The 25052-nt window shown below is 45.0% G+C and carries 22 protein-coding genes and 1 pseudogene; 12 read left to right on the top strand and 11 right to left on the bottom strand.

What is annotated here, in order from left to right; genetic code table 11:
* Window position 1 precedes the first annotated feature (1 nt).
* The 3 genes from MHN00_RS06490 to MHN00_RS06480 form a co-directional block, all read right to left on the bottom strand.
* Window positions 2–946, bottom strand: a complete 945-nt coding sequence (locus MHN00_RS06490; protein ID WP_239300694.1) for an AraC family transcriptional regulator — start codon at window positions 944–946, stop codon at window positions 2–4.
* Window positions 947–1005: 59 nt separating this feature from the next.
* The gene (locus MHN00_RS06485; RefSeq protein WP_239300693.1) at window positions 1006–1938 is read right to left on the bottom strand and encodes an alpha/beta hydrolase; all 933 of its coding nucleotides are present in this window, start codon (window positions 1936–1938) and stop codon (window positions 1006–1008) included.
* Window positions 1939–2020: 82 nt separating this feature from the next.
* Entirely contained in the window at window positions 2021–2935 is a 915-nt protein-coding gene (locus MHN00_RS06480) for an alpha/beta hydrolase (RefSeq protein WP_239300692.1), read from the bottom strand.
* Window positions 2936–3442: 507 nt separating this feature from the next.
* Between MHN00_RS06480 and MHN00_RS06475 the strand changes: the two genes are divergently transcribed.
* On the top strand, window positions 3443–5431 hold the full coding sequence (locus tag MHN00_RS06475; protein WP_239300691.1) for a marine proteobacterial sortase target protein: 1989 nt from the start codon (window positions 3443–3445) through the stop codon (window positions 5429–5431).
* Window positions 5432–5482: 51 nt separating this feature from the next.
* Complete coding sequence (locus MHN00_RS06470; protein WP_239300690.1) at window positions 5483–6052, top strand: class GN sortase; 570 nt, start codon at window positions 5483–5485, stop codon at window positions 6050–6052.
* A 16-nt stretch (window positions 6053–6068) separates the two neighbouring features.
* Here MHN00_RS06470 and MHN00_RS06465 read toward each other — a convergent pair.
* The 5 genes and pseudogenes from MHN00_RS06465 to add all read right to left on the bottom strand — a co-directional run bounded on the left by MHN00_RS06465 (window position 6069) and on the right by add (window position 13549).
* Window positions 6069–9205, bottom strand: a pseudogene (locus MHN00_RS06465) (CusA/CzcA family heavy metal efflux RND transporter).
* A 10-nt stretch (window positions 9206–9215) separates the two neighbouring features.
* Window positions 9216–10241, bottom strand: a complete 1026-nt coding sequence (locus MHN00_RS06460; RefSeq protein WP_239300688.1) for an efflux RND transporter periplasmic adaptor subunit — start codon at window positions 10239–10241, stop codon at window positions 9216–9218.
* A 296-nt stretch (window positions 10242–10537) separates the two neighbouring features.
* Window positions 10538–10897 (bottom strand): hypothetical protein, encoded by a 360-nt coding sequence (locus MHN00_RS06455; protein ID WP_239300687.1) that lies wholly within the window; start codon window positions 10895–10897, stop codon window positions 10538–10540.
* A gap of 84 nt (window positions 10898–10981) precedes the next feature.
* Complete coding sequence (locus MHN00_RS06450; RefSeq protein WP_239300685.1) at window positions 10982–12412, bottom strand: glycoside hydrolase family 28 protein; 1431 nt, start codon at window positions 12410–12412, stop codon at window positions 10982–10984.
* Window positions 12413–12553: 141 nt separating this feature from the next.
* Complete coding sequence (gene add / locus MHN00_RS06445) at window positions 12554–13549, bottom strand: adenosine deaminase (protein WP_239300684.1); 996 nt, start codon at window positions 13547–13549, stop codon at window positions 12554–12556.
* Window positions 13550–13853: 304 nt separating this feature from the next.
* On the opposite strand from add, the gene MHN00_RS06440 reads away from it, so the two are divergent.
* A complete protein-coding gene (locus MHN00_RS06440; protein WP_239300683.1) occupies window positions 13854–14762 on the top strand; it encodes a hypothetical protein in 909 nt (302 codons plus the stop codon).
* Between the two features lie 185 nt (window positions 14763–14947).
* Here the strand turns inward: MHN00_RS06440 and MHN00_RS06435 are convergent, their stop codons facing one another.
* Entirely contained in the window at window positions 14948–15589 is a 642-nt protein-coding gene (locus MHN00_RS06435) for a peroxiredoxin-like family protein (RefSeq protein ID WP_239300682.1), read from the bottom strand.
* A 256-nt stretch (window positions 15590–15845) separates the two neighbouring features.
* On the opposite strand from MHN00_RS06435, the gene MHN00_RS06430 reads away from it, so the two are divergent.
* From MHN00_RS06430 to MHN00_RS06420, 3 genes are all read left to right on the top strand, one after another.
* Entirely contained in the window at window positions 15846–16394 is a 549-nt protein-coding gene (locus MHN00_RS06430) for a YaeQ family protein (RefSeq protein WP_039232321.1), read from the top strand.
* A complete protein-coding gene (locus tag MHN00_RS06425; protein WP_239300681.1) occupies window positions 16394–16702 on the top strand; it encodes a hypothetical protein in 309 nt (102 codons plus the stop codon). Before MHN00_RS06430 ends, MHN00_RS06425 begins: the two co-directional genes overlap by 1 nt.
* Window positions 16703–16967: 265 nt before the next feature.
* Window positions 16968–17378 (top strand): late embryogenesis abundant protein, encoded by a 411-nt coding sequence (locus MHN00_RS06420; RefSeq protein WP_039228102.1) that lies wholly within the window; start codon window positions 16968–16970, stop codon window positions 17376–17378.
* 91 nt (window positions 17379–17469) lie between these two features.
* On the opposite strand, the gene MHN00_RS06415 is transcribed toward MHN00_RS06420, so the two are convergent.
* The gene (locus tag MHN00_RS06415) at window positions 17470–17928 is read right to left on the bottom strand and encodes a retropepsin-like aspartic protease (protein ID WP_239300680.1); all 459 of its coding nucleotides are present in this window, start codon (window positions 17926–17928) and stop codon (window positions 17470–17472) included.
* A gap of 332 nt (window positions 17929–18260) precedes the next feature.
* Between MHN00_RS06415 and MHN00_RS06410 the strand changes: the two genes are divergently transcribed.
* The 6 genes from MHN00_RS06410 (at window position 18261) to MHN00_RS06385 (ending at window position 23834) form a co-directional block, all read left to right on the top strand.
* Entirely contained in the window at window positions 18261–18629 is a 369-nt protein-coding gene (locus tag MHN00_RS06410; RefSeq protein WP_014977175.1) for a hypothetical protein, read from the top strand.
* Between the two features lie 195 nt (window positions 18630–18824).
* Window positions 18825–19499, top strand: a complete 675-nt coding sequence (locus tag MHN00_RS06405; RefSeq protein ID WP_014950337.1) for a nitroreductase family protein — start codon at window positions 18825–18827, stop codon at window positions 19497–19499.
* Between the two features lie 190 nt (window positions 19500–19689).
* The gene (locus MHN00_RS06400; protein ID WP_075176945.1) at window positions 19690–20859 is read left to right on the top strand and encodes a sugar efflux transporter; all 1170 of its coding nucleotides are present in this window, start codon (window positions 19690–19692) and stop codon (window positions 20857–20859) included.
* A 160-nt stretch (window positions 20860–21019) separates the two neighbouring features.
* Window positions 21020–23185, top strand: coding sequence for a M3 family metallopeptidase (locus tag MHN00_RS06395; protein WP_239300679.1), 2166 nt, complete (start codon window positions 21020–21022; stop codon window positions 23183–23185).
* 11 nt (window positions 23186–23196) lie between these two features.
* Window positions 23197–23415, top strand: coding sequence for a hypothetical protein (locus MHN00_RS06390; RefSeq protein ID WP_239300678.1), 219 nt, complete (start codon window positions 23197–23199; stop codon window positions 23413–23415).
* Window positions 23412–23834: a TraR/DksA C4-type zinc finger protein gene (locus tag MHN00_RS06385; RefSeq protein WP_039228088.1), complete on the top strand. Its 423-nt coding sequence runs from the start codon at window positions 23412–23414 to the stop codon at window positions 23832–23834. The genes MHN00_RS06390 and MHN00_RS06385 overlap by 4 nt, the downstream gene beginning before the upstream one ends.
* A 239-nt stretch (window positions 23835–24073) precedes the next feature.
* Here MHN00_RS06385 and MHN00_RS06380 read toward each other — a convergent pair whose 3' ends face one another.
* Window positions 24074–25009 carry a helix-turn-helix domain-containing GNAT family N-acetyltransferase gene (locus tag MHN00_RS06380; protein WP_239300677.1) on the bottom strand — a complete coding sequence of 312 codons (936 nt, stop codon included), beginning with the start codon at window positions 25007–25009 and terminating at the stop codon, window positions 24074–24076.
* Between the last annotated feature and the right edge of the window lie 43 nt (window positions 25010–25052).

Raw genomic sequence — 25052 nt, 5'->3', positions numbered from 1 at the left:
TCTAAACTGTGCGTAAGCGTTGAATATCTTTTTGAGGCGGCATGCCAAACAATCTGCTGTATTCTCGGCTAAATTGAGATGCACTTTCATAGCCAACCAATGAGCTTGCTTGTGTTGCGTCCAAACCGTTCATCAGCATTTGATCCCTTGCTTCTTGTAATCTTAGTGTCTTTTGATATTGCAGAGGGCTGGTACCAGTAAGTGCTCGAAAGCGCTGCCTGAAAGTAGAAGCACTCATGTGGGCTTGGTCCGCCAATGCGTCCATTCCCACTGACTGAGTAAAATTCTGTTTTAACCACGTCACCACTTTTAAAATATGTGCGTTTGGCGCGCCTGACGACACAAGGTGGCGAAGGTGCAATCCGTGTGGTCCATCAAGTAAGCGAATAACAATTTCTTTTTCAACCAATGGGTAAAGGCTATCCAAAAACTTTCCCTGGGCACACATTTTAATAAGGCGACCTAGAGCGTCGTACAAGCCTTCATCCACATCTTGTGTCGATATTGGTTGATATCGAATATCTCTTGGCGGTTTTGACAGATTAAGTTCGGCGCAAACTTGCAGAATGAGGGTATAGTCCAACTTCAGAACCAGCGCTACAAAAGGGTTGTGCCTCGTCGCTTCTGACACATGAGAAATTACCGGCAAATCAAAGGTAGTTAGCATAGATTGGCCAGCAGTGGACTGATGGAGCTGGTCTTCATAAGAAAGGAGCTTTGCCCCTTGCAAAACGACCGCTAGGCTAAGCGTATAAATACAGTGTAAAGGCTCTGTCGGCGCATTTCTTACGTGAAGGGTAAGGCCTGAAATCGGCGTTTCGTGGTCTCCCTCTTTTCGACTGTATTCCAGCACCATTTCACTTAACGCTTTTTTCGCATCACTGATTGGAAAAAACACCGTTCGATCTCCCACAAGCATTACATCGAAAAGAAAAGGATTAAACAATAATTACGCCCTTCGGCTGTATGCCTTGGGCGCAAGTTGTCATCACTTATTCTTAGTTACTAACCTACATGTTCTTTGAAGAAAGGTACAATTTGCGCCATGGCCAGTCCAACAGGTTCACTTTTATCATAAAGGTCGTAATGGGACCAATCTTCTAATTCAACCAATTGGCGATCTTTAGATGCCACTGCGCGCCCGTAAATTTCCATGCCGTCACGGTAGGCACCAAATGCCCCAACCTTCTGACCAATAACTGCCATTACGGGTTGCGTCATAAGGGTCTCTGCAAAAGAAAATGCGTCCCACGCCAGTGTCTTTTGCGCATGAGAAAACAACATTCTTGTAGCGCCACCCGGCTGTTGGCCTCGCGGGGTTTTGTAGTATTCAGTTGCTTCATAAACATCGCGTTCCGTCATTCCATTGTCTTTGGCTTCAGCGAGACTTGCAGGGAGCAGTTCATTTACTTGTCGCTCACCGCCTCGGGCTTCTGCCGTTCGCTGTGCAGCCATACCCTCTAACGCACCAATGGGGTTATACATGCTAAAGCCTTCTCGAAAGAGTCGACCAATGTTGACAGGTGTGATCCCCACTACGGCTTTGATTCGCTTTTCGGTTAAAGCAGCATTTAAAACATAGCCACCACCACCGCACACACCGATGCCTGCAATTTTTTCCGCGTCTACGTAAGGCAAGGTAACCGCATAATCAATGACTCGACTCACATCCTCTACCCGTTGGGTGGGATCTTCCACAAAGCGAGGTTCACCTCCAGACTCCCCTTGAAAACTTGCGTCATACGCAATGACCACATAGCCTGCTTCTGCAAGTGCCTTCCCATAAGTAGCGCTTGATGTCTGCTCTTTACAACTACCAAATGGATGTACACTAATGACTGTCGGGTATTGTTTAGCCTCGTCAAAATCGGGTGGAGTTAGAATAAGGGCTGAAATATCCCATGCCATGTCTGAGTTTCTAAAACTGACCTTTTTCATTTTATGCTCCTTGTCTCAAGCATTGTTTGCGCCGTCATCGCAAATGCAATGTCGGCAACAGAAGTTGTTTAGGAATAACTGCTTATAGCGTGCGATTAAAGAAGGTTTCTAACGCACTCATTGCGTTTGTAATTTCTGCTTCGCCGTCGTACAAATCCATGTGGTTTGCACCTTCGATGACATGCATGGTTTTATCCGATGTTGCAGCACGCGCCATCAAGTCGTCACTCATCCATTTGCTTCCTGCATTGCTTCCAACCACCGTCAACAAAGGTTGGGTAAGGAAAGCTTCTGCCTTAAAAAAGGCGTCATAACTAATAAGCTGCGTTAAACTTCTCGCAGTACCAAATCCTGGCGCTGTGCAGTATGCTGCGCGATCGGTATGGTAGTATTCCCACGCTTGGCGAAGTTCTTCATTCGGAGCATCTTCTTCTTTTAAAGGCGCCATTGGCATAGTCGCTGTATCGTTACCGCTGGCATCAGAGGTTCTAGACGCAGAGCCCGCTTCTAAGTAAGGTAATGCCTCACTGTCTTTTACATTGTTGTCCCAACCATTTCTGAACATTTGGCCAATGTTGACCATGCTTACTGTGCCCACCGCTTTAATGCGTCTATCGTTGATGGCAGCGTTTGCGGTATAGCCAGCGCCCGCACAAATACCCATTGCGCCAATACGTTCATTGTCGACGTAATCTAAGGTTGTCAGATAATCAGTTGCTGCACTTACATCCTCTGTTCTAACATGAGGGTTTTCCAGTTGGCGTGGTTCGCCACCACTCTCGCCCTGATACGATGCGTCATACGCAAGAGCGATATAGCCTTTTTCTGCTAGTTTTTTTGCGTAGGTTCCAGCAGTTTGCTCTTTAACGCCACCGCCCGGATGTGAAACCACAATGGCTGGGTAAGTTTTAGTTGAATCAAAATTCTCTGGAAAATTTATCAGACCAGACATAGTAATGTTTAAACCGTTGGTATTTGGAAATGATACTTTGTTCATGATGTCTACTCGTCGTTAGGTGAAAATGATGTTCTTGCCTGCTTAACGATTACCTCGTCAAACCATGAATTAAGTATAGGTGTTGGGAGATAGCGAACCTTGCCTAAAACGACGCATTAGTTGCCTGAACCGGTTACTTTGGAATTTAGCAATACAAGGCGTGTTACCTTCCACCTTAAAAAACGCAGCCAATTCAACGAATAGTCTGATTAAATTAACAACGACACAATTCATCACAAACTTGCCCCATTGTTTCGCCCATGAACGCCCTATTTGTTTTTTTAAATAGAAGTTACCGTTCGTTAACTCAGTGCCACTACCATGCTATTTTCCAAAACACCCAAACGGGATTATTTAACACCTTCCAATACTCACAAACCTTGGTTTAGGGAACGGCAACATGTAACTCAGCCGCGTAATCACAGGTTGCTTATCCTTACTTCCTTCCTCTGTTTTTTGCTTGGCATAGTAGTTAGCCCGCTAAGTCGCGCTGAGTCTGGCGAATTGATGCTGCAAAGCGTAGACGGTGAGTCTTCCCCCGCTCTTTTGCATTCAACTGACGTGGATTTACAGGTGAATGGCATGATTGCGCACGTTACCTACTCTCAAAAATTCACTAACGCCAGTAATGAATGGAAGCATGCCGTTTACACCTTTCCGCTTAATGAAAACGCGGCGATTAACAGTATGGAAATGCGTATAGGAGACAGAATAATCCGGGGTCAAATTAAGCCGAAGGCAGAAGCGAAAGAAGCATTTGAAGCGGCCAAAAAAGCGGGAAAGAAAGCCAGTTTAACAGAGCAACAACGCCCAAATTTATTCACCCAGCAGGTCGCGAATATAGCGCCAGGTGAGGAAATAACGGTGACACTTCAGTATGTACAACAGGTAGACTACCGCGATGGAAAATTTACTTTTCACTTGCCTACTACGCTCACTCCTCGCTATTCGCCCGGCATTCCGCTAAATCAGTTTAACGAGAATATAGAGGCTGAAATATCAGGTACAGGTTGGGGAGAACCCACAGATCAGGTACCCGATGCCAGAGCTATCACGCCTTTTATGAGAGAAGGCAATGAAGGCCCGCAACTTACGTTCAACGCAACACTAAATACTGGTTTAACGCTTAATAGCGTCACTAGCAGAAATCACCGTGTGAATTGGTCAGAATCCACAGGTAATTATCTTGTCACCTTTAATCAAAGCAATATCAAAATGGACCGAGACATTTGGCTAGAGTGGCAGCCTTCGCCCTCTAGTGCACCACAAGCAGCTATTTTCACTGAATCGAAAGGTCAGCATGACTACGCCCTTGTTATGCTAATGCCGCCACAAGTGAAGAGCCAAGATTTACAGGATTTTGATCGCGATATCACCTTCGTTATCGACACGTCAGGCTCTATGGGAGGTCGCCCGATTGTCGACGCAAAAGAGAGTTTACAATTAGCGATAGACCGCTTGAGTGAGAAAGACCGATTTAATGTTGTTGCATTCAACAATGACACCACGCGTTTGTTTGAAAACTCTGTAGAGGGAACAACACGAAACAAGCAATATGCGAGGGACTTTGTAAAGCACCTTAATGCAGGTGGCGGCACTGAAATGGCGCCAGCGCTTAATGCCGCACTTAAGCGCACGACAACTAAAGATTTTATAAAACAAGTTGTCTTTATTACCGATGGTGCGGTAGGCAATGAAGCTGCATTGTTCTCGCAAATAAAGAACGAACTGGGTGATGCGCGCCTTTTTACAGTAGGCATAGGCAGCGCGCCTAATAGCTATTTCATGACGCGAGCCGCTCAGTTTGGTCGCGGAAGCTATGTTTTTGTTAGCAATACGGCAGATATTAAACAGCAAATGAATAGCTTGCTTTATAAATTAGAAAGCCCTGTGTTGAGTGATTTAAGCCTCACTCTACCAGCTGGCTATGCACAGTCAGCAGAGATTTACCCTTCTAAAATCCCTGATTTATACGCGGGAGTACCTTTGCTTTTGAATGTAAAACTGCCTCATAACGCCGGTACAAGCGGAAAAATAACCCTTCAAGGTACACTAGTAGACAAGCAGGGCACCACTCGCGAGTGGACCCGTTCGGTAGCAATAGCACCAACGTCGACAGGTTCTACTCAACACCTTGGCGTAGCGACTGCTTGGGCAAGAAAGAAAGTGGCGGCGTTAATGGATGAAAAAGCATTAGGGCGAAATGTAGATGAAGTAAAACAAGACATACTTGCTGTAGCCCTGCCCCATAAACTGATAACAGAGTTCACCAGCTTCGTTGCTATTGAAGAAAAAATAGCAAATACACAGCACATACCGTCTTCCACTGAAAACGTAAGAAACCTAATGCCACAGGGAGCGCAATTCAGACAAATCAGTTACCCCCAAACCGCAGCGGGTGTATCTGAACATGTCGTATTAGGCATGATTGCCATGCTTTTATTGTCGCTTTTTCACAGCATCGCCTTTTTGCGAAACAAGGGGGGACGAGGTTAGCACCTTAAACTCATTTCTTTATTTTTTGACTTAATATGGCTTGGACAAACAATGATTAAATACTCTTTTACCATCATCTTAGTCTTGATCGCCACAGCCAGTTTTGGCAAAGCTGGCTGGATATTATTGAAAGCTGAACTGGCGCAATATTTAATTCAATCTTCGTGGGAAGAAACGCTAGCCACTGGCGCTAACCAGAAGCCTTGGCGTTGGTCTGATACTTGGCCAGTGGGCAAGCTGGTTCATGCAAAAAGCGAGACGCAGCTGTATGTACTAGAAGGCGCACAAGGAAACGCCCTCGCATTTGGCCCAGGTCATCATACCGACTCGTCCCCACTCGGACAGGGTGGTAGTGTGATTGGCGGGCATAGAGATACTCACTTCACGTTCTTAAAGAAGGTGAGAGCCAGAGATATTATGCAATTACAGTTGCCGAATTCACAGTGGGTAACCTATCGGGTTGTATCGAAGACGATAGTCGATGCCGCCTCGGCAATGAAAGTAGATGTAAATGGGCAGCAGCTCTATTTAGTTACCTGCTACCCATTTAATGCGGTATCAACACAAAGTAATTTACGCCTTGTTGTTGAGCTGGTCGAAACTGAAACCCAGCGAACCTAAATAGGTTCGCCCACAATTAATTAGCCGCTTGTTTCGGCGAAAATACGCTGTACAAGGCAGGTAACACAAAGAGTGTTAAAAGCGTTGCAGTAACCAGCCCACCTACGATAACACTTGCGAGCGGCCGCTGAATTTCAGCGCCGACACCGTTTGACATCAACATGGGTATCAACCCTAATGCAGACGTTGCCGCCGTCATCAGAACCGGCCTTAGCCTGGATGTAGCACCAGTGAAAACAGCGCTTTCAACAGCCATTCCCCCTTTCACCCGTTGGTTAATACTTTCCACCATCACTACGCCATTTAATACGGCAACACCGAATAGTGTTATGAAGCCGACTGAACTTGGTACTGACAGGTATTGGCCGGAAAAGTACAAAGAGAACACGCCTCCGATGATGGCAAGTGGCACATTAATAAGTATTAACATCGCTTGACTCAGGGAATTAAACGCGAGGTAAAGCAGCACGGCAATCAATATCAAAGAAAGCGGCACGATGAGCGACAATTTTTTCTGAGCACGCTGTTGGCTCTCAAACTGCCCGCCTATTTGCACCGTATACCCTGCGGGCAAATTCGCCCTTGAAGATATGGCGCTTTGTATCTCTTGAACCAGGCTGCCCATATCTCTTCCTTGGACGTTCGCTTGCACCACTACGCGACGCTGAACGTCATCTCGGCGTATTTGCGGAGGTCCGGATTCATAAGATACCGATGCCACATCGCCAATACGAAGCCATGCACCACTGGGCGATTGTAGTCGAATATCTGCTATGGTGTCGCTGCTTTTTCGTGCGCTTTCTTTTAACCTAACGTAAATATCGTAGCGTTCATTTCCGTTAATGATTTGACCTGCGGCTACACCTCCTACCCCGTCTTGTACCACTTCCATTATGTCACTCACCGATAAGCCATAGCGTGACAACGCTTGTCTGTCGGGAGCAATAACCAGCTGAGCTTCCCCCACAATTTGTTCCATCGCCACGTCTCTTGTTCCTTTTACGTTTTGAATAACGCTCTCTATTTCTCGTCCCTTAGCACTTAGAACAGCCAAGTCTGGCCCAAATAATTTAACGGCTAGCTGTGCTTTCACACCGGAAAGCAGTTCGTCTACACGGGTGGCGATAGGCTGAGAAAAGTTAAGTAGAAGGCCGGGGAACTGCGACAATTCAGCCTGCATTTTTTGCTGTAGCTCATCGCGATTTCTCGCGCTTTCCCACGCTGAAACAGGTTTCAACCCGATGTAAATTTCGATGTTATTAACCGGTTCTGGGTCGCCGCCTATTTCAGCACGGCCTATTCGACTTAGCGCATAAGTTACTTCGGGAAACGCCAACAGCTTTTCTTCTAACGTTGAGGCTACCGCTAATGAAGTCTCTAGGCTTGAAGACGGTGCCAAAGTAACACGCAAGTTTATTGTTCCTTCTTCTAGCTCAGGAACAAACTCGGTGCCAATTTTTGGCACAAGGGCAACAGCAGAAACCAGAAGCAGACCAACCAGTAACACTAGCCACTTGGTATGCAGCAACGTAAAAGAAAGTGCCCGTTGGTAAGCGCGCTCAACAGGTATCAACAAAGCACTCGGCTTCACATTCCTAGTTCGCTTGAATAGAAATGTGGCTAAGGCAGGAACGAAGAACAGCGCAACGACAGTGGCACAAAGTACAGCAAGCATAATACTGATAGCCATAGGCTGAAAAAGCTTGGCTTCTACTCCCTCAAAACTAAACAAAGGAGCAAAGACCACTAGAATTATCGATGCAGCGAAAAAGATAGGTCTGGCGACTTCCTTCCCCGCTAGTTTTACAGATGATTTGAAAGATTGGGCATCTTCATGCGAGCTCGAAGTGTTTGCATTTAATCGCTTAAAGATGTTTTCAACCATCACAACGGAACCGTCTACTAACATACCAATAGCCACCGCTATTCCGCCAAGCGACATCAAATTTGCAGACAGCCCCATGAAAGCCATGATGGCCAACGCCATTGCTATCGCGATTGGAATAGTGATGAGCACAAGAAACGTAGCGCCCACGTTCATTAAGAAAAGGGCGAGAACGATGGTGATAAAAACGAAGGCGATGGTCAATGCCTTCACTACGGTAGAAATTGCTTTTTCAATCAGGTTTGCCTGATCATAAAAAGGCGTGAAACGTACCCCTTCGGGTAACGCTTGATTAATAAGCGCAACTCTTGAATTTATGCCATCAATGGTAGCTTTGGTGTTAGCCCCCATCCGTTTTAATACTATGCCTGTTACCACTTCACCAAACTGTTCTACCTTGCCATCAGATGCCCTTTGAGACAGAGTGACCGCGCCCTGTCGTATTTCAGGCCCTGTTTTAACATCAGCAAGATCAGACACCGTTACCACCACGCCATCTACCGTTTTTACCGGCACCTGCTCAATATCGTGAATTCCCTGCTCACCACTTGCGAACCACCCCGTTCCACGCACAACAAGTTGTTCTTGCCCCCGTTCAAGATACCACCCGCCAACATTAGTGTTATTGCGTTGCAACGCTGTAACAAGGTTCTGTTGAGATAACCCATAAGCAAGTAACTTTGACGGATCTACGTTCACTTGGTACTGGCGAACTTCCCCACCAAAAGACAGCACATCTGTCACGCCATCTATGGGCATAAGTAGCAGCTTTACTACCCAGTCGTTAAGGCTTCTCAGCGCCATTGCATCATATTTCGCACCGTCATCTGCAATGAGGGAGTATTGATAAATTTGACCTAGCCCAGACGTATTTGGCCCCATTTCTGGCGTTCCTACGTTTTCAGGAATGAAGGCTCTTGCTGTTTGCAAGCGCTCGAAAACAAGCTGACGGGCAAAGTAAATATCGGTCCCCTCTTTAAACACAACGGTAATCGCTGAAAGCCCGGTTTTAGAGATGGAGCGCACTTCTTCAACATCAGGCAACGCATACATTACAGCTTCAATTGGGTAGGTAATAAGTTGCTCAATCTCTTCTGCGGCAAGCCCCGGAGCTTCGGTATTCACGCTTACCTGAACATTGGTTACATCAGGGAAAGCGTCCAAATTCAGCGACGGCAAAAGCATCGCCGACCCCGCAATTATGCCTAACAGCAGCACAACCACTAAAATATTATTGCTACCGACCAATCTATTATTCGATTAAACATAATTGGCCTCCTAATGGTTGTGCGGATCAAATCCGCTTTTCGCTAGTTCAGAGGCGACAAAGAATGCACCGTGGGTAACAATCCGCGTTCCAGTTTCTACGCCCTCTATACGTCGATATTCGCCTAGCGCTTCCCCTCGCTGAACCTCAACAGGGGTAAATGCCCCCGACACTTCGTTTTCTACATAGATAACCCAGTCTCCGTCGTTACTTCTCACCATTGCAGTTTCAGGTACTGCCATTACAGGAGATGGAGTGGGCACACTAAACAGTACGTCGACGAACATACCGGCATGAAGGCTATGGGTGGTATTGCGTATAGCTAAGCGGACAGTGCGAGTGCGGGTAAGTGGATCGATAATGTGCGACTGTTGAATAACCTGCGCGGTAAAATGTTCACCGTTAAATATGACTTGCGCCGTATCGCCTACCTGAACAGGAAACGTGCTGGTGGCTGGCAAGCTGGCCTCTATCCAAATATCGCTCTCGTCTGCCAGCAACATGACTGTTTCGCCAGCTAACACCCTTTGCCCTTGCATGAAGTTGTCTTGCAACACCACGCCATCGCGCACGGCGACAAGCTCATACTGACCGAAAGCGTCAACGTCTAAAGCAGTGATGCTTGAAATCGCGTTAGGAGTAAGTCCAAATGCAATTAGCTCTCCGTAGCTCGCTTTGTAACGATTCTCAGCTTCAACTAACGCGCTTTCACTTATGGTGTTTTTGTCTAGCTTTTTTGCCCGACTGTAATTGGATGAAGCAATAAGAAATTCGGCTTGAGACTGGGCAATGGTTTCGCTGAACAAGGTGACAAGCACCTGCCCTTTTTCCACTTCATCCCCAAGAGACGCGTGTCGACTAATCACTACCGAATCAGTCCGAGGAGACACCAATGAGCTTGAGTATCCATTTACTTTTACTTCACCAGGCGCGTAAACGCGTTGGTTATAAATACGAGGTTCTATTACGGAGGTTTGAACGCCTGCAAGTTGCCTTTGCTGCTCAGTAAGGGCTACCTCCTCAGGCTGGTGATTCACCTCAGATTGATGACTTACCTCAGGCTTATGATTTTCCTCAGGCTCGTGCGCTTTCTCATGCTGATGCGAGCCACTTTCATGTGCTGATGCGAGCCACTTTCATGTGCTAGGAAGTACTGAATAGGTGCATCAATGTTCTTGTCGTTTTCTATCGCTGTAGTTGCGCGGCTGACAGGCACGCACAACAATGTCGTCAGGACTGCGCCTACGACCGTTTTAGAGTTCTTCATAATGATCTCAACGTTTGTTTTAACTAAATTTTTTCCACGGCGCCAAAGGGCCAATTAGTTCAAACGTTAAGCAATGGGAGGGCGGTAAATGAAACCACTTATTCGAAAGGGAGAAGCCCCTTCTTTGAGAATTTTTCCCGAGTTAACAAAAGCAATGTTTGGAGAATAGGCTTTTACTAAAACCCAAGAAAAATGACTGCCGCTGCAATGTCCACAGTGATGGCAATCGTTTATGTTGTGATCATCATCACCGACGTCTGTGACTTGATCTTCAGCAACACTTTTCGTGTCAGAGGCATGATCGTGAACCGTCTCAAGATGCTGTGCATCGACTTGGTGAGCGTCTAACAAAGCTGACACTGCATTAAACGATTGCAACACAATCGCTAGTATTAGCAGTATTTTGACAGCAAAGTTTCGGTTCACAATCTATATCTCTTAAGGGAGTCGTCAGTAAATTATCAAAAATACACGACCAATGCGAACAACCTATCGCGTTTAACCTGTTTTCTAGCGAGTAACAGATTCAATGTGCAGCGAAGAAAACGTGCCGTTCCAGATTTGCTCACCTATGGTGACATTTTCAAAGCTAATATCGTCGGCATTTTCTAGGATAAGAATTTCTTCTGCTTCCTTGATTTTAATGTCTTTAAACTTAACGTTATGCACAGGAGCTGCGTCTGGAGCGTGAATTTCCAAAACCGTTCCTACATTTTCTACCGTTAAATCTTCAATAATAATGTCGGTATAGGTAGCCGGAAAATTACCGTGTAAATTACTTGGGTAGTTTAGCTGGAACCAGAATAAGTGCTTAAACGAAGCCACTTTACTGCCTCTAATTCGAACCATTTCTACGCGCCCGCCTCTGTCTAAGTTGCTTTTAAAACGATATGCTGAGTCTCCCTCATGCAAGACATTGTTCTCGAAAAATACGCGCTTAATGCCGCCAGACATTTCCGAACCAAGACCAATGCCGTCTTCCCCGCCTAAATCATTGTTTCGTGCAACAATGTCTGTGCTAGGTATACCTATATTTCGACCGTCTGCGTCTCTGCCAGACTTAATAACGATACCGTCATCACCGGTTCTAAAGTGATTATCTTCAGCAAGCACAAACTGGCTCGACTCAATGTCTAACCCGTCGTTGTTGTACAGGTGACTTTCTACCTTCACTCGTCTTACCGTAGCATGAGACGTATAAACCAGATGATTAACCCAAAACGGGGAATTCAGGGCCGTATAATCTTCGAGCAGCACTCGCTTGGCGTGGAAAAACTGAATAAGCGGAGGGCGCAAGTAATGCCCTTCGCCGAACTGACGCTTCTCTACTGGAACGCCATCAAACCCCATTTTACGAAGCGCGTGCATATCTGTATTTTGTTTCTCATACCAGCCAATGAACGCCGATTGGGCATTTCCGTCGATAGTACCTTTACCTGTAATTGCCACATCTTCCACATTTAGCGCATAAATTAGCGGTGAATAGGTATATACCTCAGTACCCTCCCAACGGGTTTTAACCACGGGCAAGTAGTGCGAAGGGTCGCCGGAAAACAGCAGAGTAGCGCCCTCCTCTAGGTGCAAGTTCACTTTGCTTTTAAGACGAATAGGACCGTCTACTTGCCATGTTCCTTTGGGCACAACAACAATACCGCCGCCGCTGGCAGAAGCCTTGTCAATTACACGTTGAATTGGCGCTCGCGCTGCGCTTAGTGAAGTATCACTCACATCAACCATAAATTTTTCATTTGGAATATTCGGCAGCTGAATCTGATTTACAATTTGCTCAGCAATTTTCCAGTCTTCGCCAGTAGATGCCGACGCATAGGAACAAGTTAGAAGGGTCACAATAAACGCCACCCATCCCAAAGCCCGGCGGTGTGTGAAACGGCTGGGGTAGCTACTCATAGAACGGTCAACATCAGGTATAAAGCGCAGCATAAAAGCTCCATTATTTAAGTCGTAACTGATTACGTTTAAGAAACAAAATATTCACATCACGACAATAATGCCACCGGTGGCATTATTAATCAAAATAATGTTACTGCCCGTTTAACCACGGCACGATTTTTATCTTTCGGATTAATTTACTTTGCGCTTAAGTGCGGCTTTTTCGCTTTCACTTAAAAAAGCAATTGCCAGCGCATTCTCTTGCGCTTGTTTAATTTGAGAAGGCATAAGGCCAGCTTGCTTAGCTGCAACGGAGAATTCGTGATCTAGCTCTACACCTTGAACTGCCGGGTCGTCGGTATTCAGGCAGGCGAGTATGCCGTGATCCAAAAAGGTTGTTAACGGGTGCTCAGTTAATGATGTGACCGTGTTCGTCAATACGTTGCTGGTTAAACAGCTTTCAATACCAATACGGTTGTCGCGCAAATAGTCCATTAGCTTAGCATCATTAACAGCATTAACGCCGTGTCCTATACGCACAGCACCTAAGTCGTTAATGGCTTGCCAAATACTCTGCGGGCCTACTGCTTCACCTGCATGAATTGTTATAGGCAGCTCTTCGCGGCGTACTTTTGTAAAGTGCTCTATGAACATGTTGCCAGGAAAGCCTTTTTCATCCCCCGCCAAATCAATTGCAGCTATATGCGCTTTACAGGCCAAGATTGAATCTAGCTCATGCTGACATACTTTTGCGCCATAAGAACGCGACAAAATACCGATGAGATTAACTTTAACATCGTGATTTTTAGTTGCGCTTTTTACACCGTCTATCACGGCCTCAACCACACCTTGAGTTGGTAGCCCGTGACTTTCACCCATAAAATAAGGACTAAAACGCAGCTCTGTGTAGTCAATACCCTGCTTAGCTGCATCTTCTACATTCTCTATCGCTACCCTTTTGCAGGCGTCGAGACTACCTAACACCTTAACGCCCCAAGTAAGCTTATCTAAAAATGACACCAAATCGGGGGCGATTTCCATTACTTGAACATGGGGTCGCAAGCCCTCTAACGAATCAGCAGGCAAACAAATGTTAAATTGCTGACCAAGCTCCAGAATGGTTTGCAGACGTACATTGCCATCTAAATGACGATGTAAATCAAGTAATGGAAAGTTTTTATTTATCATGGAAATACGATGAGTTAAGGCGTAAGCCCTACTATACCACTTGGCGCTGTAAACCTCGCATTCTTGCAGAAAATAACTTTTTTATAGCGGGACAAAACAGTGCTTTTTTTGAAACAAAATTTGTTTTAAGTTCGCTCTTGGCATCTAACTTCACTCTATCGATGCTTTTCTTGATTACTTTTCATAATTTTCAGTAGCAACGAGCCAGTTGCTCGTTGGCGTGCGCCTTGTCAACAGGCTAAATACCACCAAAGAGCAACAGGCCTCTTCATTATCACCAAAAAACACTAACAGGAGCACAGTCATGTGCGGAAAATGTATAGAAGGCTGCTATTTAGCAGGCTGGCGTAATGGCGTGTATTCATTCGAACATATGCAAGAAGAACCCGATTTTATGGGGAAAGATGTAAAGGCAGCCCATGGCTTGGTGGAAGCGGTATGCTCATTAGGTTCTTCGCTCAATGAGCTCCACGCACTTGGATTAGCGGACTCGCCAATGATAGCTTGGGCAGGATGGATTTATTCGAGAAACGAATTGCACACCCAAATCGATTTAACACGGCATGACGACGTTCTTAAATATCAGAGGGCCTTACGTCATTCAAAAGAAAGTAAATGGGCTGAGATTAATGCCCTCTATCCGAACGTTGAGAAGTTTTTAGATAACCTAACGCTTCAAGACATTGCTAATACCCTCGATGAAGCGCTTCTCGATGAAATTGAGACATGCCTTCTTGCTCTTCATGGTAACGGGTATTACACCTTTGAATTCGTAGAGTCTATGTTCGCCGCCGAAGGGCTATTCCCCATTATTGAGCTAAGTGAAACTGCAAAGCCGTCACTGTTTGTTGACCATGCACTTGAAATATTCTTACTAACCGAACATCTTTTACACTATCGCCCATTTTCTTGGGCGCTTCGTGTGGCGTTAAGTGTTGACTTAACGTGCGATTTCGACAGCTATCATATGGCGTGGCGTCGATACACCGCTAACCGCGTGTTAAACACGCTTCTAATAAATCGCAATTTGAAAGGTGTGTACGCGTTAGCAAGTACACTTGAACTCAATACCGTTCACGCTATATGTCAGCGGAACGTAGCGAATAAACACTTACTTACTCAGCTATTAAGCGTCGTAAACAACTGTAAAGGCGACACTTATATTGAACCTAAACGTCTAGCCGCGCACATCACTTCATTGATCTCAGTGTAATTGCTTACTCCTTACAGTTTGAGATAGGGTGACTTGGTGAATGGTTAAGTACAGCTCGTTATGACAGTCAAATACGTGCGAATCTAACTTAATCATTATAAGACGCGATGAAATGTAGTGCTCGATATCATAAAGTTCTTTTGGCATGCCTTACCAAGAACAACGCCTTGGTAAGGCTATTCGCATCACATTTCTTCTTTAAGGGTTTTCGCAACCGCTAAAACTAAGTCTGCCGACGGGCGAACTTTGAAGTCTGGGTTAACATAGCTAAACAAAACCTGCCCTTTTTTATTGAGCATGAAGATGCTGGGTGCTGGTAAAACACTATTACCACTTTCATCTTTTGTTAAGTTAATGCCATAGGTTTTGTACTTTAACTCAGTCACAGTATCTAAATAGAATCCAACGCCGAACTCACGAATAGTGTCTAGTTTGTCGTCGGATAAAAGCGTAACCAAGAATTCTGTTTCAAGCTTTTGCTCTTGCAAGCGCTCTGGTGATTCAGGTGAAATGGCCAAAATCTGATAGCCCATATCCACCAAGTCTTTTTCAATATCTTTAAGCTGGGCAAGCTGCTCATTACAATACGGGCACCACCCGCCGCGATAAAAAAGTACAATGCTGGGCTTTTGCATGGTAAGCGCTTGTAAGCTTACCGGCGAGCCATCTGCCATTTTAAGCGTTGTTTTAGGCGCCACTTGACCATTAAGCAACGGCGTTACTGAATCTGCATCTTCTGCAATAGTCCCGCGATCCAAAGCATACGCATTTGATGCGCCTGCTATACAGCCGAACATTAACATCGCCATAGCCACTAGTCTCTTCATCAACCCTCTCCGTTATCATTTTTGTTTGTTTAGTTTTTGGTTATCCGCGCTTTGCGCGATGTCCAATATGACCGAGAAGCTTCACTAGAAATTTCGCGCTCCAATAAATAAACCGACAAATACTTGTAATGGGCGCTACTCACCTACAGCGAAATTTGCTTTTTACTGCTACTATAGCGCCAAAACTTGCTATGCCACTTTTTTACATAGCACACGGGGTTAACTTCAAGCCTCCTAAGAACAAAGCAGGAACACCATGGCTCTTAAAGCGACCATTTTTAAAGCTGACATATCCATAACGGATATGGATCGCAATTACTATAACGACCACAACCTTACTATTGCCCGTCACCCTTCTGAAAATGACGAGCGAATGATGCTGCGCGTGGTTGCGTTTATTGTTAATGCTCATGAACGCCTACAGTTTACCAAAGGACTGTCTGACGACGACGTTCCAGATTTATGGCAAAAGAGTTTTAGCGATGAAATAGAGCTGTGGATTGAGTTAGGCCAACCCTCTGAACAGCGCATCAAAAAGGGCTGCAATCAAAGCCAACAAATGATGATTTATTCCTACGCCGACAACAGCTTCGACGCGTGGTGGAAGAAAGAACATAACAAGCTACAAACCAAAAAGAACTTATCAGTTTTTACCTTGCCAGAGTCGCTTGCCGCTACTTTGGCCAATGCTGTTCATCGCTCTATGCAAATACAGGTTACTATTCAAGATGGGCAAATGTGGCTAACCATTGAAGGTGCAGATGTCACCGAGAGCGTTGAAGTGTCTATAGAGAAGCAGTTGTAATGAAAAAACTCTCTGCCGTTCAACTCAAACAGCAAGCACTGGTTTTTAGTGTAGCCGATAGCCTTGAAGCACAAGCGCTTGAAGAGTTAAAAGGTATGCAACAGTGTTGGTTTGACGTTCAGTATCACCAATTCCCCGGCTCTTTACTGCTTCGCTTTCAATTCGAAAATGAAGAAGCGGTGTCACACGCTGAGCCCGAGCTAAAGAAGTGGCAGCGAAAATTAAGCGCAGCGCTGCTTAAAAAAGGCGTTGTGTTAAAAGATATGCGTCGACATCTTATATTCACCACACAAGGCCCAGAAGCGTAGCCTTGTCCAAATTCGCTGTACAATACCTCAGCATTCTACATGCAGTTTTGCCAGGTAAATGTTTGGTTATAATCCTTTCATTTTTCGGTATAAAGTCTACTTACACTTTATCAGATAAGTAGGCTAGACTGGTCTCGTCGAATATTCAGCTTGCCGAATATGACAATAAAACGGCAAGCGTCTTGAACGTATACAATGGATATTTGAACACACCATGTTGACCGGCTTTGAAACAAGCCACTATCCCAGCAAAAGGAGCTTCACAATGAAAACTAAAGCAATGGCGTTAGCACTGTTACTGTCTTTAATGGGCTGTACTGAGTCTAGCGAAGAGACGAAAAGCGAAGTAAAAAAAGAGATGGAAAAAGCGGGCGAAGCGACAGCAGACGCCTATGACAGCGCAAAAGAAAGTGCTGCAGATTCATGGGATAAAACCAAAGACGCGAGCTCTGAAGCTTACGAAGAAGGTAAAGAAATGGCTTCTGATGCCTTTGATGACGGCAAAGAGATGGCTTCAGACGCATACGAAGATGGCAAGAAAATGGCCTCTGACGCATACGACGCAACGGCTGAGAAAGCAGGCGAATTTAAAGACGCCGCAGCGAAGAAAGCTTATGAAGCTTGCGTAAAAATGAAAGAGCAAATGGGCGGTGACGTTAGCGAGTGCGACGATTAATTTAATCTTCCAGCGAAAAACAAATTTGAAAGCGAACCTTCGGGTTCGCTTTTTTATTGCTGTTTAATCAAACAAAAGTGAATCATTCACGCTATTCACACCCGGCTAAAATAACAGCGTCTGGTGTTATAGTTAAAGGTGCGACCCTAAGCAACGTATTAATACCTAAAATATTGTTCCCTTTGGGAAGCACGGCCACTTCCACTGGCCCCACTTCGCACGTATTTCCTATACGAACCGAGTTTAATTGATACTGAGATATTTTAACGATCTTTCCATTTGCCATTCTGGCAGCAGAGGTTCTGGTGGCAAAAAGCTTTTGATTTCTTGTTAGCGCGTCGAACGTAGCTTGATTGAGGGTTAACAAGCTTGAACCCGTGTCTAATAGAAACGAAGCCTTTATGTTCGATTCTAGGGTCGCTTCTAGATACAGTGTTCCGCCTTTGCTTTGTGAAAGAGGGATATTTTGCTCTATCGCTGACACGGCAGATGTGCACGCTAACCAAAAAGTTAGCAGAACAAATAAGGGAATTTTAGATTTTACACTCACCGCACATACACCCTTTGTCGACTCTTTACATAGGTGTTGGTTGACAGCAAGATAAAGACCAAAGGGTAAATGATTGATTTTACCGAAACTCTACAATACCAGGCGGTGCCAAAGCACCATAATAGTGCACAAAACCATCCATTCCGCACCATCGTTAAACACTCCGTTTTCAACCCAGTAGCTTCTCTTTCAATCGTTCTCCATTCTCTTGATTACTCAAATTCTCTATATCCAATTAGGTGATAGTTATCACCTATCACCAATCGTCATTGTTTAGAACTTTTTCGCTCATACAATGTAGAAAGGTAAGTATGTCAACGAGAGGACACGACATGAAATTACGCTATGTATTGGGTTCATTAATTACGGCTGTTTCACTTGGTTTTTCTGCAAACGCAGCGCAAGCTATGACATCATCAACTGATGAAACGGTTGATGTACAAGTAGTTGATTATTCAGGAAAGCCTCCATTTAAACGCAAGATCGTAAGCTTATCGGTAAACGATGTAGCGCAATTGGAATCAGTAGGGCAAGAAGCTATTGAATACGTAGAAGTGAAAGAAGTCATCATGCGCGGTAAGCCACCGTACCGCAGAGTGACAACCATGATGCCTGTGTATGACGTTGCCCAACTTGAAATGCTAGAAGAGCAAACTGACACGCAAAAACGCGGCACTCGCCCGCCGTTCAAACGCCACTAACAGCGTTTTCTACTACCAACAAACTGCACCAAAGCGATTCACTTTTGCCTGAGTGAGTCGCATTTTTATTGTGCATACTTGTTTACGCCATTTTCTATTTCGATGTATATAACACGCCCTAGTTAGCACGTTTTTATTTTTAATAACCCGTCACTAACGATAGAGTAGTAAAAAAGCAGAAAAACGAGATTATAAATGCAGCCTCACGACCATTCTCCGCTCAGTGATTTTATTGAGTACCCTGAAGAGCAAATGCTTTCCCGAAGCGAAGATTTTTTAAAAACCATGCAGCGCCGCCACAGTATTCGTCACTTTAGTGACAAGCACGTTGATAAAGCGGTAATTGAAAACTGTATTTTGACTGCTGGCACGGCACCCAGTGGAGCGAATCATCAGCCTTGGCATTTCGCCGCCATTCAGTCGCCCGAAGTAAAACAACAAATACGCGAACAGGCTGAAGCGCATGAGCGCGGCTTTTATAATGGGCGTGCTGGGCAACAGTGGCTAGATGACCTAAAGCCGTTAGGCACTGACGCAAGTAAACCTTATCTGGAAACCGCGCCTTGGCTTATTGCCGTATTCAGTCAAAAGTTTGGAGAGACAGAAACGGGCGAAAAAAGCCAAAACTACTATGTGCACGAATCGGTGGGTATCGCAGTGGGTATGCTTATTACTTCACTCCACAACGCAGGTTTGGCAACCTTGACCCACACACCAAAGCCAATGAACTTTTTAACCGAAGTCTGTCAACGGCCTGATAACGAGCGTGCTTATATGCTTATTATTGCGGGCTATCCGGCAGATAACGCCACAATTCCTGCACACGCCATGCAAAAAAAGTCGCTTAGCGAAATTGCGAGCTTTCTTTAAATTTAAAAAGCGCGCAGTGCTTGAGCATATGAAGTAAACCAAATATTTAAAGCGGCATAACTAATAAAAGCTTTGTCATAGACATGAGATACGCAGCACTTATAATGCGCCCTCGTTATTAAGGGCTGCGACCTTTTCTTTACGAATTTCGGTCAACCACGTTTAACAGTCCCTCGGAGCTCGTATCCTCATGTCATCGCGTCACGCATTCTCTCCACAACTTCCTTTTTTACTGTTAAGTCTATTAACTGGCCTAACATCGTCGTTTGTTACGCCACTGATGAGCTATTTCCTCATTGATGAGATCAACGTTGAGCCTATTTATATAAGTATTTATATGGTGTCCGTTACGCTATCAGGGTTGGTGATCAGTCAGTACCTCGGGCACTTGGCAGACAAAGGTTTTAACGCAAATCGCCTTTACGGGCTAACCATGATTTGCGTGGGCATTGCCATGGTCGCTTTTATCTTTAGCAAACAGTTTTGGCATGTATTTCTTGCAGGCGTCTTATTTATGTCGGTGGGCGCTGGAGCCGTGTCTCAAATGTTGACCGTTTCGGGATTATGGGCAAAAAACCAAGACATCGACTTAGCCGCATTTAACTCAAAAGTTCGCGCGGCCATCTCTCTCGCTTGGGTGGTAGGCCCGCCGCTAGCATTTACGCTGGTTGCCAATTTTGGCTTCGCAGCGTCCTTCTCGGTGGCCATTGCATGCGTGATTGTTGCAACGCTGTTTGTGGTGAACGTTGTGCCGCCTCAAAAAGCCAATCAACAGTCTCTCAATACAACGCTTAAAGGCTCGCTATCACTGCCGTTTTGGCTTGTGGGGTTAGCCATACTTGCCGGAATGGCAGGCAATGTCATGTATTTATCATCCATGCCTTTGTACGTAATGAATGAACTGGGGTTGCCGGAAAATTTGCCTGGGCTAATGATGGGGGTTGTGGCCGCACTTGAAATACCTACTATGCTGCTAGCAGCAAAATTAGCGCGACGCTTCCCTCCTGCGGGTATCATGGCAGTGGCGTTTATTTTCGGCTGTTGCTTTTACGTTGGCGTGTACTTTTCTCAGTCGAGTTGGGAGTTATTGACCCTTCAAATATTGAACGCGCTGTTCTACGGTTTATATGCTGGTATTGGATTGACCTTGCTGCAACAACAAGCGCCTGATTTGACAGGTTTTACTTCAGCGTTTTATTCAAACGCCACTCGGGTGGGTATGATGCTAGGCACCATTGGCGCAGGCACCGTGGCTCAATTTTTTAGCTTCAGAGATGCCACTATTGGGTCGTTGTGCATTGCCATATTTGGCTTAAACGTAATGTTAGTGTTCATGTTTATAAAACGAGAAGCACGTTAAGTTTTATTCAAAGAAAACTAGCAGATCGCTAGTTAAGGCGTACCCCAGCAGCACTTCTATCGCTTCCTTTAATTTCTTCGCACTTTCTCACAATTGACAATTGTTACAATATAACATTACACTCACAAACAGTTAATTACCCTAAAAATTTAGGAACCGTATGAAAAAGCTCCTTATTTCAGCCACGATATCTTCTATACTTTTGACAACAGGCTGCACCGAACAGGCGTCAACAATGAATAAGACTGCTACAACGCAGACTGACTCAGTAAAAGCAGAGCAGACGAACCCTTTATTTATGACAAGTTCACTGACTTACGGCGCGCCGCAATTTGATTTGATAAAGGACGAGCATTTCATTCCTGCATTTAAAAAAGGAATGGAACAGCACTTACAAGAAGTAGAAAAAATAGCGTCTAACCCTGACGCCCCCACCTTTGATAATACGCTGCTAGCGCTTGAAAAAAGTGGAAGTTTACTCACCAGAACTAGCCGAGTATTTTTCAACTTAGTAGGAACAGATAGCTCGCCTGAACGCAGAGAGGTCCAAAAAATTCTAGCGCCAAAGCTGGCGGCTCACAGCGATACCATTAATTTAAATAGTGCGCTTTTTAAGCGTATTGAAACACTATACAACCAGCGCGACGCGTTGGAGTTAGATACTGAATCAACCCGACTACTCGAAGAGTATTACTCTGATTTTGTTCGCGCTGGCGCTAAACTCAATGAATCAGATAAACAGAAGATACGTGAAATAAACGAAGAACATTCAACGTTAACCACGCAGTTTTCTCAAAACCTATTGGCAGAGTCATCTGAAATTGCGGTGGTAGTAGATGACGTAGAGCAGCTGTCAGGGATGTCAGAGCGCCAAATAAAGGCCGCATCAGATGCTGCTAAAGCTGCTGATAAAGAAGGCAAGTATCTTCTAAGTATCACGAATACTACTCGTCAACCTATCCTTACTTCACTAGAAAATAGAGCACTTCGCCAGCAAGTGTGGGAAGCATCAGCATACCGAAACCAGTCTGGGGAATACGACAACACCAAAATTATTAGCCGATTGGCAGGACTGCGCGCACAAAAAGCAGCATTGCTTGGATTTGATAGCTGGGCGGCCTACAGCCTGGACAAACAAATGGCCGGTTCGCCAAGTGCTGTATACGACATGCTAGGCAGTATGGTGCCCGCTGTGCTTAAAAACGTTGAAAAAGAAGCCGCTGACATTAAAGCAATGATTGAAGCGGAAGGTAATAACTTCGAACTAAAACCTTGGGATTGGGCTTTCTACGCAGAAAAGGTAAGACAAGCTAAATACGAGCTAGATGAAAACGAGGTGAAACAATACTTCGAGTTTAATCGCGTGCTTGAAGATGGCGTGTTTTTCACCATGAATAAATTGTACGGAGTGCGCTTTAAGCTCCGTCCAGATTTGCCGGTTTACCACCCTGATGTAAAGGCTTACGAGCTGTTCGATGTAAATGGTGACAGTTTAGCGATTTTTTATGCCGACTACTTTTCTCGCAAAGGTAAACGCGGTGGAGCTTGGATGAGTTCGTTCGTAGGACAGTCGAAATTGCTCTCGCAAAAGCCTGTTGTGGTTAATGTAATGAACATAAACAAAGCGCCTGATGGCGAGCCTACATTAGTCAGTTACGATCATGTTACTACCATGTTCCATGAAATGGGCCACGGACTTCACGGCATGCTATCAGACGTGAATTACCCAACGTTGGCCGGCACATCTGTCTCGCGAGACTATGTGGAGTTCCCTTCTACCTTCGAAGAAGACTGGGCAGCCCACCCTGACGTTATTGCAAACTATGCCAAGCATTATGAAACTGGCGAGCCTATTCCAGAGGCTCTGCTGGAAAAGGTGATTCGTTCACGTACATTCAATATGGGTTATGACACATTGGAATATATGTCTGCAGCACTGCTTGATATGGAGTGGCATTCTATCTCTGCCGATCAGGCGCCTGAAGATATCCAAGCCTTTGAAGCCCAAGCTCTCGAGAAACATAATGTTGGCTTGTCTTATGTACCGCCTCGTTATAAGTCAGCATTCTTTGCACATTCAATGGGTGGCGGCTATTCCGCTGGCTACTATGCCTATATGTGGAGTGAAATTTTAGCCGCTGATGCCTTTGCCTATATGCAAGAACTCGGCGGATTAAAGTTAGAAAACGGTATGAAATATAGAAAGGAAATCTTATCTACCGGCAATTCTCGTCCCCCGATGGAGTCTTATAAAGCATTTCGAGGAAAAGCGCCAACAACAGATGCTCTGCTTATTCGCAGAGGGCTTAAAACCAAACTCGACTAACAGGAGGCCTCATGAATTCACCGGTAATACCGTCTAACTTCGTTGAATGGCAAAACTGTATTGTCCGCGATTGTGGCATAACGTTAGACAAAGCGTTTTTAGAATCACGGATAGCGGCGCTTTCGAACATGAAGGATCAGCATACAAAGCAATTTCTACGTTTGTATGGCGAGGCACACTTTAAGCATGTTTTAGGCTGGTTTCATCAAGCCTTAGTGGAGCTGAAATGAGTAAAACGTTGACTAAAGAAGCGCTTCTTGCCGCCAGTGAAGACGACTACATGAACGATGAGCAGCTTGAATTTTTTCAGGCATTGCTCAACGATTTAAAACAGCAAACCATGGCTCATATTGAAGAGATGAAGGCATCGTTAAGCCAACCTCCTGAGATAAACGATGAAGTTGATCGGGCGCAGTATGAAGAAGAATCCAGGCTTTCTCTTCGAATTTTGGACAGGGAGCGAAAGCTACTTCCTAAAATCGATAAGTCGTTGCGACGAATAAAAGACAAGTCTTTTGGATACTGCTTGGAGACCGGAGAACCCATTGGCATTCCTAGGTTACTGATAAGGCCGGTCTCTGAATATTGCGCCGATGTGAAAATGGTAAACGAAGGCAGAGAGCAGCATTATTACTCACAAAGAAAGTAATAATACTTTCGGCCCGATAGCTTTTGAGTGAATATTTAAGTGAAAATGTGAGTGTGCGGTTAACAAGGCGCACACTCGTCTTTTGGCAAGAATGGACTGAATGCGTCTCAGCTTTTTATCATTTTACATTGAAAGCTGAGAGTTATCCGTTTTGGCAACAGTATCGAACCTCCAGTTAAACCAAGACAGTGACCGTGGTGTTGTGTGGCTTTACTTATCGCTGCACTTCACGGTAACAATTACTTATTTAAATAAAGCTCCATCTGCACATCACATCTCGCGTAAGGCGATGACGCCCCCTTAATATGCTTAAACCCTATCTTTTCGTACAAACGTATTGCGGGCTTAAGTACCGAATTGCTCTCTAAATAAAGCCGCTTTAACCCCATCAGTTTCGCTCTTTCGACAATACTTTTACCTAACAGCAGCCCTACCCCTTTGCCTTGAGCTTTGGGAGACACCGCCATTTTGGCAAGTTCAAACATATCGTCAGCTTGTTTAATAAGTGCACAGCAGCCTATGGGTTCGCCCTTATCTAACGCGAACAATATCACACCCGACTGATTCAAAATGTAGCCTTCAGGGTCGTCGAGCGCTTTAAAGTCGGGCTCTTCCAATTCCCAATATTTACTTATCCATTCAACATTGAGCGATTTAAATGCCTCGCGATACTTTGGCGCATAATCGACTACCTTAATATCAGGCGAGTCACCGTCCACTCTTGCACTAATTGGGCGATATCGAAGGTGCCGTTCAACTACGCTCACCGCTTCCCATAAATCGATGCCCGTTTCATCTTTTAGTTCGCGCATAGCAGCGTCTATGGCATCGCACTGCTTTTCCATTTGGGGCACCATCGCTTTCGCTTTATCGTTTAAAGCCACCAGCGTAACCCGTGAGTCGTCGCTCGACTTGTAACTTTCAATTAGGTCGCGTGCTTTCATTTCTTTTACGATTTTACTCACCGACACGTGAGAATGATTTATCTCTTTAGCGATATTCACAACGGAATCAGCACCTTTTGACGCGAGCACATAAAATACGGGGAACCACTTTGGCTCTATCGCAAATCCAAATTTCGCATAAGTATTTTCTGCATCCTTTGACACCTGCGCGGCTAACTGACGTAAGGCAGTACCTAATGCAATATGCCCCAATTCATTAAATGACTTCACTTCACTAAACTCCGTAACCAGTTACGGATATAATTAATTGTAA

The organism is Alteromonas sp. Cnat2-8, from assembly GCF_022348355.1.
Lineage (GTDB): Bacteria > Pseudomonadota > Gammaproteobacteria > Enterobacterales > Alteromonadaceae > Alteromonas > Alteromonas macleodii.
Note: the sequence above shows the minus strand (reverse complement) of the source record. Positions and strands in the feature narration are given on the sequence as shown.

What these genes read in the sequence shown, in the direction of transcription:
- MHN00_RS06425 (WP_239300681.1), top strand. Translation starts at nt 16,394, where the DNA reads ATGAAAAAACTCTCTGCCGTTCAACTCAAACAGCAAGCACTGGTTTTT.
- MHN00_RS06440 (WP_239300683.1), top strand. Translation starts at nt 13,854, where the DNA reads ATGTGCGGAAAATGTATAGAAGGCTGCTATTTAGCAGGCTGGCGTAAT.
- MHN00_RS06395 (WP_239300679.1), top strand. Translation starts at nt 21,020, where the DNA reads ATGAAAAAGCTCCTTATTTCAGCCACGATATCTTCTATACTTTTGACA.
- MHN00_RS06475 (WP_239300691.1), top strand. Translation starts at nt 3,443, where the DNA reads ATGCTGCAAAGCGTAGACGGTGAGTCTTCCCCCGCTCTTTTGCATTCA.
- MHN00_RS06410 (WP_014977175.1), top strand. Translation starts at nt 18,261, where the DNA reads ATGAAATTACGCTATGTATTGGGTTCATTAATTACGGCTGTTTCACTT.
- MHN00_RS06390 (WP_239300678.1), top strand. Translation starts at nt 23,197, where the DNA reads ATGAATTCACCGGTAATACCGTCTAACTTCGTTGAATGGCAAAACTGT.
- MHN00_RS06435 (WP_239300682.1), bottom strand. Translation starts at nt 15,589, where the DNA reads ATGAAGAGACTAGTGGCTATGGCGATGTTAATGTTCGGCTGTATAGCA.
- MHN00_RS06400 (WP_075176945.1), top strand. Translation starts at nt 19,690, where the DNA reads ATGTCATCGCGTCACGCATTCTCTCCACAACTTCCTTTTTTACTGTTA.
- MHN00_RS06450 (WP_239300685.1), bottom strand. Translation starts at nt 12,412, where the DNA reads ATGCTGCGCTTTATACCTGATGTTGACCGTTCTATGAGTAGCTACCCC.
- add (WP_239300684.1), bottom strand. Translation starts at nt 13,549, where the DNA reads ATGATAAATAAAAACTTTCCATTACTTGATTTACATCGTCATTTAGAT.
- MHN00_RS06485 (WP_239300693.1), bottom strand. Translation starts at nt 1,938, where the DNA reads ATGAAAAAGGTCAGTTTTAGAAACTCAGACATGGCATGGGATATTTCA.
- MHN00_RS06385 (WP_039228088.1), top strand. Translation starts at nt 23,412, where the DNA reads ATGAGTAAAACGTTGACTAAAGAAGCGCTTCTTGCCGCCAGTGAAGAC.
- MHN00_RS06420 (WP_039228102.1), top strand. Translation starts at nt 16,968, where the DNA reads ATGAAAACTAAAGCAATGGCGTTAGCACTGTTACTGTCTTTAATGGGC.
- MHN00_RS06470 (WP_239300690.1), top strand. Translation starts at nt 5,483, where the DNA reads ATGATTAAATACTCTTTTACCATCATCTTAGTCTTGATCGCCACAGCC.
- MHN00_RS06430 (WP_039232321.1), top strand. Translation starts at nt 15,846, where the DNA reads ATGGCTCTTAAAGCGACCATTTTTAAAGCTGACATATCCATAACGGAT.
- MHN00_RS06480 (WP_239300692.1), bottom strand. Translation starts at nt 2,935, where the DNA reads ATGAACAAAGTATCATTTCCAAATACCAACGGTTTAAACATTACTATG.
- MHN00_RS06405 (WP_014950337.1), top strand. Translation starts at nt 18,825, where the DNA reads ATGCAGCCTCACGACCATTCTCCGCTCAGTGATTTTATTGAGTACCCT.